Source organism: Mycobacterium sp., assembly GCF_052145595.1.
Taxonomy (GTDB): Bacteria; Actinomycetota; Actinomycetes; order Mycobacteriales; family Mycobacteriaceae; genus Mycobacterium.
The window spans coordinates 1-11,843 of sequence record NZ_JBKQOI010000169.1 but is presented as its reverse complement, the minus strand read 5'-3'; the positions used below and the strand labels follow the sequence as shown (position 1 = coordinate 11,843).

The window sequence follows — 11,843 nt, the reverse complement described above, 5'->3', positions numbered from 1 at the left end:
GTCTAACGACTATGCCGAGGTATGCCAAGCCGACACGCCCACTATTCTGACTACACAACCAGGCCCGCCCGAACTCTTTCCCCAGATCAACGAAACAATCGGCCCGCTCAGCTACCGCAACTTCGGGCTAGGCCACCAGGTCCGCCCGCGATCAAACGGCTTTGGTGACGCCGACGTAGGACAGCACCACGTCGGATTCATCGGTCTCTCGGGTCAGCGTCGCATAGGAGCGGATGAACGACTGGCCCACGCATCCGTCGATCTTGACGTGGAAGTCGCTGATCATGACCCAGGGACTGGGACCCTTGAACTGTTTCTTGACCACCGGCACCACAATCACAAGACCGGGCTTCAGTCCCACGGTGAGCACGCCGTTGACCGGCACGGAAACCAACGGCAAAATACCCGGCGTTCCGGTGAACGCACCCGTCAGGCCCAAGCCCGGGGTGATGCCGGCGCTACCGCCCATCGTGACGCCATTCGATGTGCTCATATCGATTCCGCAGCCGATCTCGTAACCGACCTCGAGGACACCCCGAGGCGGTTCCGGTCCGATCAGCGAGCCGACGAATGTTCCGCTGGCCAGATATTCGCGCGACGAGACGGCAGTGGTCAACGGCGCCACAGGAGTTTGCATCTCGTCCTTCGCGCCGAGGCCCAGTGTCCAGCCGTCGGGGGTGCTGAGGGTTGCCGGAGGATTCGACGGCACCCGCCCGTCGGCCGGCGCCGCCGCCGCGGCAGCAGGCTCAGCGTCGGGATCAGCACTTGTCGAAGGCGACATGGCCACCGACATGACGAGGCAAACCGCGACAACCGCGGCGCGGCGAACGACCACGGCTATCGGCCTCACGGGCGACACCGTACGCACCGCGAGATTGAAACCGCGGGATCAGCTGGTCGAACAACCAAACTTGTTGTGCGTTCGTAACTCATACGCGATACGGGCGCGTGACGCTGGAAGGGGCGGTGGCGCTCGTCGGCATGGCCAAAACGCCTGTACGTGTAAAATCGTCGCTGCTGGATAATCAGTCATTCAAGGCACAGAGGGCTGCTATGAATCGTCACATGCTCGCTCTGGGAATTTTGGGCGCTGCGATCAGCGCGATGGCACTGACGGGCGGCACCGGCGTAGCGCGGGCGGATCCAGACCCCTTCGAACCGGTAGAGCCGTTCATCGACCAAATATTGACGGAAACACCAGACGTGTTTGTGGATCCGGGCGATGCGGGTGGTCGATCGCTCGACTGGGGCGGTACAGGAATGTACTGCCAAAATCTCTTCGTACGGTGCCACTAAACGGACCGCTTCGTTCGCTAATCCAGCATTGACAGGGCTCGCTGCAGCAACCTCGGCAGCGCGGCTGCCATGGCTTCCAATTCGGCTCGCGGAGAGGGCCTCCGGCGGTTGTGCTTGACGATCAGCGACCACGTCGCCGCCGACTTGAAGCATGCCAACGCGGTGAACCAAGCCAAGTCGGTAACCTCGCAACCCAATTCGCGCCGATAGATATCGGCAAGCTCGGCACCCGGCGGTGCCATGCCGGCCGGGTCCGGGACACGTTGGTAGGTGTCCGGATCGGAGTTGATCAGAAACCAGCCCGCATCAAAACGCGGGTCGCCGATCGACCAGATCTCCCAATCGATCACCGCGTTGATGTGGGCTCCAACAGCCAGCAGGTTGCCCAAGCGAAAGTCACCGTGAACAACGCCGGGCCGCATGGCCGTTGGCGTGCTGCTCAGCAACGCGTCGCGCACAAGGTGCCAGTCGGGCACCAGCGCCCCGTCGACGGTCTGCAACGTGTCACACCACCGCCGGACTTCCGCGAGGGGGTCGATGACCGGTTCACCGCCCAGGCCGAGGTCAATCGGCGACAGAGAATGCAGTGCGGCCATGGTTCGGCACGCATTGCGGTAACGCTCGATCAGGTCAGGCGCCGGCGGGCAGCCGTCGAATAACGGCTCGACGCAGTCGCCTTCGACATGGGACATCACGAACAGCGGGGGCGTGTGCGGCGGATCTCCCGAATCCTCCCACAGCACGACGGGGACCGGAACCCGCTTCACGGCAAGCGCTTTGATGATCCGGGCCTGGCGCAGCACGTCGCGGTGCGCGACCGGCTCGACGCCGGGCGGAGCGACCTTGACCACCACCGTCCGGCCATCGCGCTGACCCCTGAAGGTGAGACTGGACGCGCCGCCGGCCAGTGGGCTGATGTCGGCAACGCCCCCGGTGGCGAGTCGCCGTCGCAGCTCGTCCAGGTCAAGCTCGACCATTCAGCCGACCGGCGCCGACCAGCCGACCTCGGCCAGGAAGGGCTGGGTGTGCGCGATGCGCCCGGTCATGGTCTTCGGATCACCCGTGCACAACCGGAAGGCGGTCTCGGTGATCAGTTCGATGTCCTCGGTGTCGGTCTTGGCCAGGTCCAGGGTGCCGGCTCCCGGGGTCGCCACCGGGTTGGACGGAGCCGCGGCGTTGACGGCGATGCCGTCGTCGTAGAGTTCGGCGGCAAGACTCTTGGTCAGCCGATTCAGCGCGGCCTTGGCCGTTCCATAGATGCCGAAGCCCGCCGTCCGGTCGAATTCGGAGAACGGCGGCCCGGGTGGCAGGTCGCCGCCCACCGAGGTCAGGTTCAATATCCAGCCCCGCCCACGTTCGCGCATCGCGGGGATCGCCAATTGACTCAAGTGCAATGGCCCCAGGACGTGCATCTCCATCATCAGCCGCACCCGCCGCTCGGGGAACCCGTCCAGCGCCCGCAGGAACGTGACCGCGGCGTTGTTCACGAGGATGTCAGGTGCGCCGACCGCGCTCACCACCTCGGCGAAAAGCCTTGCACGTTCCTTGGATTGGGACAGATCCGCCTGAACCGCAACCGCCTTGCCGCCGGCGGCCGCGATCTCGTCGCGGGTCTGAATCAACGACCCCTGGTACTTGGGGTCGGGGTCCATCGTGCGGGCGGTCAGCGCGACTGTCGCTCCGTGGGCGGCGAGCCGTGCGGCGATCGCCTTACCCAGCCCCCGGCTGCTTCCGGTGACCAGGGCCACCATCCCGTCGCACCGTCGGACAGCGCTCATCGTCGAACCTCCTCCGCACCGCCCGCCGCGCGACGGAAACGGCTTCTCCAAACTAGAGAATGTCATTATCGTCGATTGATTGGAAGTGTTACGCGCGGGCGCCCGCCGAGCCCTCACCGCGCAAAGCGTCGATCGAATAGCTCCCCCCGCCCGTGAAGACCAGCAGGAAGAAGCCGAAGCAGAAGAGTATCGCCAAGGCTCCACCGTTGCCTTCCGGTGGATCACCGATCGGCCAGAGCGCGTGTGGTTAGTGCATCCAGAAATAGGCGACCGCCATTTCGCCCGAGGCGATGAATGCCGCGGCCCGGCTGAACAAGCCGACCGCGATCAGCAGCCCCGCGACAAATTCGATCAGGCCGGCGTACCAGACGGGCCAGGCGCCGAACTCGACGGGCAGTCTGGGGTGGACGGGCCACCCGAAGAGGATCATCGAGCCATTCGCGGCGAAGAGCGCGCCGTAGACCAACCGAAACAGGCTGAGCACAGTCGGCGCGCGGCGGGCCAGGCGGTGGTTGAGTTTCTTCGTCACAAACCAGACGTTACGGTCGCGACCCAGTCGAGCAGTCGCCGCCACAGCAACTGCCGACTCGAAGCCATGTTGTGGCAGTGCGCGCTGTCGGCCAGGACGACGGTGGTGATGTCGGGGCTACTGCGATACAGCGCGGCTTCCGCGCGAGGATCCGGTGAGACGTCGACGACGCCATAGCCGATCAGGACCGGCACGTCGATCCGTGCCGCGTGTTCGGCGACGACACCGGGGATCATGGCCGTACCGAACACGCGGGGCACGACCGACTTGGCGGTGACGCAGTCGGCCGCCACGACGTCGGCGGGCACGTCGGAAAGGTGAAACCAGCTCTGCAGGTACTCGCGGGGGCCCTCGAAGTAGGACTGGGGAAGAGCGGAAAGGATCTCCTGAGCAAGCGCGGCCCGGCCTTCCGGGGTGGCCGAGCGGGCGATGAATCCGGGATCCAGGTTCAGCGGCGCGACGTGTTGATTGGTACACCCGAGGACCGCCAGCGCGGCGTAGCCGGGAAACAGCGACTGTTGAGTGATGGCCAGGTATCCACCCAGCGAATGCGCTACGGCCACGGGCGGTGCGTGATTGCCGGTTGAGTGGGGCACGGCGGAGACAGCACTGGCAAGTGCGGCGGCGATGTCGGTGAAATCGAAATCGCGCACGGGTTTGGAGCTTTCGCCGGTGCCGAGCGGGTCGACTGTCAAGACGGCATAGCCGTTCTCGGAGGCGAACTCGGCGAAGCTGTACCCGCGATGGCCCGCAACGTTGAGGTCCCAATATTCGCGGCTGTAGGTTCCGCCCGGCAGGCAGACGAGTATCGCGCCAGCATTGCCGGTGCGAGCCGGGTAGTAAGTCGCCGCCAAAAACGCTTGCTCCCCGATGACGTCGCTGACGTCGAAGCGCAACGGTTGCGCGGGAAAGGTCATGGGCGCAAATTCCTTTCCGGGTGGCCACGGCTCGGCGTGATGAACCACCGCACGAATTCGCATACGGCAGAACCGATTCAGCCTTCGCAGTCTGCCAGCAAAGCGATGCTCGTTGTGTACATTTGCCAAAAAAGAGGTGCACAAAAATGAGGTGCCGTGGCCTATCTTCTGCTCTTCTGCGCGATCTTCGCAGAGGTGGTGGCGACCAGCCTGCTCAAGAGCACGGAAGGTTTCAGTCGATTGTGGCCGACCGTAATTTGCCTGGTGGGTTACGCCGTCTCTTTCGCACTCCTGGCGGTGTCGATCTCGCGCGGCATGCAGACGGATGTCGCCTACGCGTTGTGGTCGGCAATCGGTACGGCCGCCATTGTGCTGATCGCCGTGCTGTTCCTCGGTTCGCCGATGACCGTGGCGAAGGTTATCGGCGTCGCGCTGATCATCGCCGGCGTGGTCACCTTGAACCTTGCCGGTGCGCATTAACGGCCCTTAAAGAATCCTCCAAGAATTCGTAGAGGTAACGAAGGGAGCCTTTTCTCAGACATTCATTCAGTCACCGTTGGCTTTAAAGGACACGCCCATGATCGGCACCAGCATCGCGACCGCGGCCCGGACCGCCGGCGTCGCGGCGCTGGCCGGTGCGGCGGCGCTGGGACTGGCCCTGGGCCCCGCGACGAGCACCGCGCATGCCGTCCCCAACCTGCCGAACGGTGAGGGCACACTCTACGGCGACCCCGCGGCGGCCGCCCCATTCTGGCGTTACCAGCAATACAACGATGACTGCGTGCCGATGGCGGTCGCCGACGTGGTCGGCGAGCTGACCGGTCACGAGCCCTCCGAGCAGGCCATCATCAAGGTGGCGCAATCGACTCCCAGCACCGTCCATTCCGGCCCGATCTATACCAAGCCGAAGAAGCGCAAGCCGGGAAGCGGCACCTCGTTCGAGGATGAACCGGCGCTGCTCGCCCACTACGGCATCCACGCCGTGGACACCGACAAGGAGAGCGCCGCAAAGACCGGCGTCCCCACGGGCATGAAGGCGCTCGAGCAGGATCTGACCCAAGGCCGCGAGGTGATCGTCGCGGTCAACTCCGAGGTCATCTGGCGCGAGCCCCTCGAGGACAAAACCCCGGACGGAGAACCCGAATCCAACCACGCCGTGGTGGTGACCGGTGTGGACACCGCGGCCGGCATCGTGCACCTCAACGACAGCGGCAGCGAGGACGGCCGAGACGAGCAGGTCCCCATCGACATCTTCAGCCGATCGTGGGCCAGCAGCGACGACGAAATGACGGTCACCAGCTGAGCGCGTACGCGTTCGTTCCCGCCGAAGCGCCGTTTCGTTAACAGTGCGTGGCGTTGCGTTCACACGCCCGACGTCAATTGCGCGCCTGGTGTGCAATCAGCGCTGAGAGACTGACGGCCTGCCGCCGCCGGTCACATAAATGCCGCGGGGCGGTGCCGCCCCTCAACCGCGAGCGAGTAGGACTCACGATGACCGATGTCGATCAGACACCCTCCGACGGAATGTCCGCCACCGGTTCCGTACGCGCCGACCTGGTGGAGCCCACTCGCACCGGGATGCAGGCCCCCGCGCTTCAGCGTGCCATCACCGATCACCTGCGCTACTCGGTTGGCCGCCCGGCCGCGGCCCTGCGGCCCGAGCACTACTACCGGGCGCTCGCGCTGGCGGTGCGTGACCGCATGCAGGACCGGCGGGTGGCGTCGACGCAGACCTCGCTCGACCTCGGCCGCAAGGTGACCTGCTACCTGTCCGCCGAATTCTTGATGGGCCCACAACTGGGCAACAACCTGCTGAACCTGCGCATGGAGCAGGCCGCAAAGACCGCGCTCGCGGCGATGGGCCAGGATCTCGACGAGGTCCTGGCTTGCGAGGAGGAACCAGGACTGGGCAATGGCGGCCTCGGCAGGCTCGCCGCGTGCTACCTGGACTCGCTGGCCACCCTCGAGCGTCCCGCGATCGGCTACGGCATCCGCTACGAATTCGGCATCTTCGACCAGGAGATCCACGACGGCTGGCAGGTCGAGAAGACCGACAACTGGCTGGTCAACGGAAACCCCTGGGAGATCGCCAAACCCGACGTCAACTACCTGGTCAAGTGGGGCGGCTACACGGAGCACTACACGGACGTCGCCGGTCATGACCGCGTGCGGTGGGTGCCGGGGCGGCTGCTGAAAGGCGTCGCCTACGACACGCCGATCCAAGGCTACGGCGTCAACACGTGCAACGTGCTGACGTTGTGGAGCGCGCGGGCCGTCGAGTCGTTCGCGTTGGAGGCCTTCAACACCGGCGACTACTACAAGGCGGTCGAGGACGAGGTCACGTCGGAGACGGTCACCAAGGTGCTCTACCCCAACGACGAACCGGAGGCGGGCAAGCGGCTGCGCCTGCTTCAGCAGTACTTCTTCGTGTCCTGCTCGCTGCAGCACGTGCTGCACATCATGGACGATCTCGCGGACGTGTCCGTCAAGGAACTGCCTCAGCGGTTTGCCTTGCAGCTCAACGACACCCATCCGTCGATCGCGGTCGCCGAGCTCATGCGCCTGCTCCTGGACGAGCGGCACCTGGAGTGGTCCGATGCCTGGGACATCACGGTCGCGACCTTCGCCTACACCAACCACACCCTGCTGCCTGAGGCGCTGGAGACCTGGCCGCTGGAGATGTTCGCCGAGTCGCTGCCCCGCCACCTCGGAATCATGTACGAGATCAACCACCGCTTCCTCGACGAGGTGCACGCCCGATTCCCCGGCGACGGCGACCGGCTCCGCCGGATGTCGATCGTCGGCGAGGACGGCACCAAGAATATCCGGATGGCGCACCTCGCGACCGTCGGCAGCCACGCCATCAACGGTGTCGCCGCCCTGCATTCGGAGCTGCTGAAAAGCATTGTGCTCAAAGACTTCTATGAGATGTGGCCGGAGCGGTTCAGCAACAAGACAAACGGCGTGACGCCACGCCGCTTCCTTGCGCTGGCCAACCCCGGGCTGCGGGAGCTGCTCGACCGCACGGTCGGCGACGGCTGGCTCAGCGATCTGCAGCGCCTGCGCGGACTGGAGCCGTTCGTCGACGATGCCTCCTTCCGTCAGCAGTGGCGCGACGTGAAACGCAGCAACAAGGCGCGCCTTGCTGCCTACATCCGCTCGGCGGCGGGCGTAGAGCTGGACCCGGACTGGATGTTCGACGTCCAGGTCAAACGAATCCACGAGTACAAGCGCCAGCATCTCAACGTCCTGCACATCGTCACGCTGTACCACCGGCTCAAGCAGAACCCCGGGCTGTCGATTCCGCCGCGGGCCTTCATCTTCGGCGGTAAGGCCGCTCCCGGCTACTTCATGGCCAAGCGGATCATCAAGCTGGTCAACGCCGTCGGGGAGACAATTAACAACGATCCGGACGTCAACCAGTTTCTCAGGGTGGTATTCGTCCCGAACTTCAACGTGCAGAACGCGCAGATGGTCTATCCGGCCGCCGATCTGTCCGAGCAGATCTCCACTGCGGGCAAGGAAGCGTCGGGCACCGGGAACATGAAGTTCATGATCAACGGTGCCCTGACCATCGGCACGCTCGACGGGGCGAACCTCGAGATGCGCGAAGAGGTAGGACCGCAAAACTTCTTCCTGTTCGGTCTCACGGAGCAAGAGGTCGTGGCGGTCAAGGCGCACGGGTACAGCCCGGCCGACTGGGTCGACGCTAACGACGAGCTGCGCACGGTGCTGGATCTGATTGCGGGCGGGACGTTCTCGCGCGGCGACACCGAGGTGTTCCAGCCGTTGGTGGACAACCTCCGTTACGACGACCCCTTCCTGGTCTGCGCCGACTATGCGTCCTACGTGAACTGCCAGGAGCAGGTCAGCGCCGAGTGGCAGGACAGGGAGTCGTGGACGAAGATGTCAATCCTGAATACCGCGCGCAGCGGCAAGTTCTCTTCGGATCGCGCCATCGCCGAGTGCTGCGACGAGATCTGGAACGTCCGGCCGCTGACCGTGACCGTCTGAGCCGTCCGGCTAGCTCACTGGTAGCCGGGCAAATCAGGCACTCCGCTAGCGGTCAACCAACCACCGCCGTCGACGACCAGTATTGCTCCCGTCACGTAGGACGCTGCATCGCTGGCCAGGAACAGCACCGTCTCGGCGACCTCGGTGGTGGAGCCGGGACGCCGCAGCGGGTTCTGCATGGCGCGGTGCCGGTCGTCGCCCGCGATCCGCCTGACTCCCTCGGTTCCTGACATCGCCCCGGGAGCAACGACATTCACCCGGATCCCGTCGGGCCCCCATTCGATGGCACAGGCGCGGCTGAACGCGTCGACGCCGGCCTTGGCCGAGACAACGTGGGCCTGCAGGGCCATGCCGCGGTACTGGATCGCCGCGCTGATGTTCACCACGGCGCCGCCGTGATCGCGCAGCCAAAGCTCGTACGCCGCCTTCGACACGTTGAAAGTCCCCAGTAGGTCGATGTCGACCACGGCTTTGAAACCGTTTGGGCTGAGGCCGCCGATCGGAACGGGGAAGTTTCCGGCGGCATTGTTGACGACGACGTCGAGTTGACCGAACGTGCGCAGCACTTCCTCGACGACCGCCGTGACCTCATCGTCACGGCGGACGTCACAGACACCGTAGGTTGCCTCAATTCCCTCTTGCCGCAACGCCGCAACCGCCGCTTGAAGATTGGGCTCCTTTCGGCTGCAGATGGCGACGCGAGCGCCATGACTGCCCAGGACCCGGGCGATCTCGAGGCCGAGCCCGGTAGCGCCGCCGGTGACCAATGCGACCTTCCCCTGAAGGAGATCGGCTCGGAAAGGGCTGCGGCTGGTGGTCACGTTATCGTCACCGACTCACTAGAACACGTTCCAATTCACGTTGGCAAGGGAGTCGAGCCCGAAGGCGCCGCGCCTGATCGGTGCCGCAACCTCACTCAAGCCAAAGGCCGCACGGGGACGAACTGGGTCGGGTTACGCGACACAGCAGCCGAGAGGTGTTTCAGGCAGGCCGACGGATCGACGGCTTCAAGGTCGATTTCGGCGAGGGTGTCTCGGGTTACCCGGACGGCGATCAAGCACGGCCGGATCGGTTGACCGCTGTGCGGATCCTGGCTTTCGACAACGCCATTGAAAACCACAACATCGATATGACGCTCGCTGTCGAGTTTCAAGATCACAGCAAGAGATAGGAGCGTAAGTTGCGCAATAGTACTGGCGTACAACGCTTTTACTTGTGATACCGGTCGCACCGTCGCGACAACCGTCTCACGGCTCTTGACGTAACGGAAGGACTTGACCTTCGGGATGACATCAACCGTGGGCAGTTCATACTCGATAACCACTTGGCGCGAATCCGGAGAATACACAACCGTGGCCTTGGGATTGATGCAGCGCGGCAACGGCATAGACATCAGGGCCGATTCGACATAGGCCGCAATCCCGGCCGGATCGCCAGCGCGATAGCTCGCGGTTCGATCGGGCTCCGGTGGGCTTTGTAGTCCATCTCGGAGTAGGTCCGCCACCGCATCGACTTGGGATTTGATTTTCGCGTTCTGCAGTTCTACCTGGGCCGCCACGCTGTCGAGGTTGTAGATTTCGCTTTCTAGGACAACATCTTTGGGCCACCTGCTTCGCTGCCATTCGCGCCTGCGAGTTACCTCGGCAGCCCTCACTCTCGCTTCAGCGCCCTTCACCGCTTCGTAGAGGGCCTTGGTTGTTTCGAGTTCTTTCAGGCGCTGCCGTTCGCGTCCGGGGTGCCGCTGGCGCGCTAACCTGTACTCGCGGCCAGCCTGCGCCAGCTGCAACGGGGCATCAGATAATCGATAATGCGGTGGCGCGTGCACGAAGTCCGCGAGCCTGGGTAATGGCTCCGAGATCTCAAGGTATCGAATCCTCATGGCGCAAACTTCGGAGTCCTGGCGGGCTTGAGTGACGGTGTAGTAGGTCTGCAGCATTCTGCAAGCCGACTCCCAATTGTTGACGTTCGCCACCGTCCTTTGAGAAGACCGCCACAGGTGCCACAGCGCTTGGAACGCCTCGAGTTCCGCTGCCCGCTGTCGGCCGTCGTCAAATCGCCCCATGTTCTCCCCTGGCAGGGTGAAGTCGATCCCTTCAAACTTAGCGACATCGGCGGCCTCTCGCCCAGGCGCAGCAGCGGTGTCGCGCTGGAACGGTTTGGATCGAGCCGGTTTGAGGTAGCGTTTTGAGGAGCCTTTGACGTTCGGCGGCGGAGCGAAGGAGTGGAATAATGAACCCGGATTTATGGGGTTATCTGACCGTAGTCGCCCTTGCGTTGGCGTTGGTGTTCGTCGCCGTTGCTGCTGTATTCGTAAAACGGTTGGGCGACCGCCCGACTACTCCGATAGGCGAAGAAATCGGCAGCGCCAGAGCGATTACGAAAAAAGTGCGCAAACTCGAACCGATGTCGAAGGATGAGTTGGACTTTGCGAAACAACTCATTTCTGCTCGTAGCTCCTTGATGGCGTTCTGCATCCCCGGTGCCCTATTCATGGTGGGATGCTTTTATGTGTTTGGCAGCCTTTACCACTTGCATGGAGCGACGCCCTCCGAGCGGACATTTCTCGGAGTGTTCCCCATGCTGGCAGCCACAAACTTCACCACTCAGATTCTCAGAAGCGCGAGGCTGAAAAGGCGTCTGAAAAAAGTACCTCTTGCCTGAAATCGGAGATTCCCGGTGAGTTGAATGCCGGGCTCCTCCGTGTGGTCGGCAGGACCGGTAGGTGGTAACGTCCGCAGGTCTTCGTATTCGTGTAGGGGGGAGTGCCTACATCTTTGCACGGTCATGTGTCGATCTCAGTGACATACGACCGTGTTTTTCTCCGCTGGCATGGGGGCGGGGACAGGGCGAGAATACGGAGGTCCGGAACCCGGTTCCGAAAGGTGATCGAGTGAGCCCTCGTTCAGTCGGCAGGACTGTCTTAGCGCGAGTCTGGATGCCTTTGGTTGCCGTCGTTGCGCTCGGTGTGGGCGGGGTGGCCATGTGGAAGGTGCACGAGTTCTCCAATCCCGCGCCTGTCATCACCGTCAATGAGCCGGCAGCACCGCCGGAGTTCAGTATCAAACGGCTCACGTATGAGTTATTCGGCTCCGTCGGGCAAGGGGGGCTGCTCGTCTGGGTGGACATCGACGGGCATCCCCATCAGGTTGATCTCACGACCTTGCCGTGGTCGCACACGGAGACGACCACGCTCACCGTGGTGTCCGGCAGCATCTCGGCGCAGGTTCATGGTGGTCAAGTCGGCTGCCGGTTGCGGGTGAATGGCGTTGTCCGCGCTGAACAGTCCGACACCCATCAGGATGCACACGT

The 11,843-nt window shown here is 63.7% G+C and carries 12 protein-coding genes and 1 pseudogene; 6 read left to right on the top strand and 7 right to left on the bottom strand.

Annotation, left to right across the window (positions count from 1 at the left end; all coding sequences use genetic code 11):
• Nucleotides 1-151: 151 nt before the first annotated feature.
• Entirely contained in the window at nucleotides 152-835 is a 684-nt protein-coding gene (locus ACLP4W_RS15650) for an MspA family porin (protein ID WP_442387385.1), read from the bottom strand.
• 113 nt (nucleotides 836-948) lie between these two features.
• Between ACLP4W_RS15650 and ACLP4W_RS15645 the strand changes: the two genes are divergently transcribed.
• Nucleotides 949-1,296 (top strand): hypothetical protein, encoded by a 348-nt coding sequence (locus ACLP4W_RS15645; RefSeq protein WP_442387381.1) that lies wholly within the window; start codon nucleotides 949-951, stop codon nucleotides 1,294-1,296.
• Between the two features lie 17 nt (nucleotides 1,297-1,313).
• On the opposite strand, the gene ACLP4W_RS15640 is transcribed toward ACLP4W_RS15645, so the two are convergent.
• From ACLP4W_RS15640 to ACLP4W_RS15625, 4 genes and pseudogenes are all read right to left on the bottom strand, one after another.
• Nucleotides 1,314-2,273: a phosphotransferase family protein gene (locus ACLP4W_RS15640; protein WP_442387379.1), complete on the bottom strand. Its 960-nt coding sequence runs from the start codon at nucleotides 2,271-2,273 to the stop codon at nucleotides 1,314-1,316.
• Nucleotides 2,274-3,074, bottom strand: coding sequence for an SDR family NAD(P)-dependent oxidoreductase (locus ACLP4W_RS15635; RefSeq protein WP_442387377.1), 801 nt, complete (start codon nucleotides 3,072-3,074; stop codon nucleotides 2,274-2,276). It lies immediately after the preceding gene.
• Between the two features lie 88 nt (nucleotides 3,075-3,162).
• Nucleotides 3,163-3,603, bottom strand: a pseudogene (locus tag ACLP4W_RS15630) (DoxX family protein).
• Entirely contained in the window at nucleotides 3,600-4,520 is a 921-nt protein-coding gene (locus ACLP4W_RS15625; RefSeq protein WP_442387375.1) for an alpha/beta hydrolase, read from the bottom strand. The pseudogene ACLP4W_RS15630 and the gene ACLP4W_RS15625 overlap by 4 nt, the downstream one beginning before the upstream one ends.
• A gap of 156 nt (nucleotides 4,521-4,676) precedes the next feature.
• On the opposite strand from ACLP4W_RS15625, the gene ACLP4W_RS15620 reads away from it, so the two are divergent.
• From ACLP4W_RS15620 to ACLP4W_RS15610, 3 genes are all read left to right on the top strand, one after another.
• The gene (locus ACLP4W_RS15620) at nucleotides 4,677-5,000 is read left to right on the top strand and encodes a DMT family transporter (RefSeq protein ID WP_442387373.1); all 324 of its coding nucleotides are present in this window, start codon (nucleotides 4,677-4,679) and stop codon (nucleotides 4,998-5,000) included.
• Between the two features lie 97 nt (nucleotides 5,001-5,097).
• Entirely contained in the window at nucleotides 5,098-5,823 is a 726-nt protein-coding gene (locus ACLP4W_RS15615; RefSeq protein WP_442387371.1) for a C39 family peptidase, read from the top strand.
• 221 nt (nucleotides 5,824-6,044) lie between these two features.
• Entirely contained in the window at nucleotides 6,045-8,534 is a 2,490-nt protein-coding gene (locus tag ACLP4W_RS15610; protein WP_442387383.1) for a glycogen/starch/alpha-glucan phosphorylase, read from the top strand.
• A gap of 14 nt (nucleotides 8,535-8,548) precedes the next feature.
• Here ACLP4W_RS15610 and ACLP4W_RS15605 read toward each other — a convergent pair whose 3' ends face one another.
• Nucleotides 8,549-9,355, bottom strand: a complete 807-nt coding sequence (locus tag ACLP4W_RS15605; protein WP_442387369.1) for an SDR family oxidoreductase — start codon at nucleotides 9,353-9,355, stop codon at nucleotides 8,549-8,551.
• 95 nt (nucleotides 9,356-9,450) lie between these two features.
• Entirely contained in the window at nucleotides 9,451-10,470 is a 1,020-nt protein-coding gene (locus tag ACLP4W_RS15600) for a hypothetical protein (protein ID WP_442387367.1), read from the bottom strand.
• 293 nt (nucleotides 10,471-10,763) lie between these two features.
• Between ACLP4W_RS15600 and ACLP4W_RS15595 the strand changes: the two genes are divergently transcribed.
• Together ACLP4W_RS15595 and ACLP4W_RS15590 are read left to right on the top strand one after the other, a co-directional pair.
• The gene (locus ACLP4W_RS15595; protein WP_442387365.1) at nucleotides 10,764-11,195 is read left to right on the top strand and encodes a hypothetical protein; all 432 of its coding nucleotides are present in this window, start codon (nucleotides 10,764-10,766) and stop codon (nucleotides 11,193-11,195) included.
• Between the two features lie 274 nt (nucleotides 11,196-11,469).
• A partial coding sequence (locus ACLP4W_RS15590) for an MmpS family transport accessory protein (protein ID WP_442387363.1) occupies nucleotides 11,470-11,843 on the top strand: 374 nt, incomplete at its 3' end.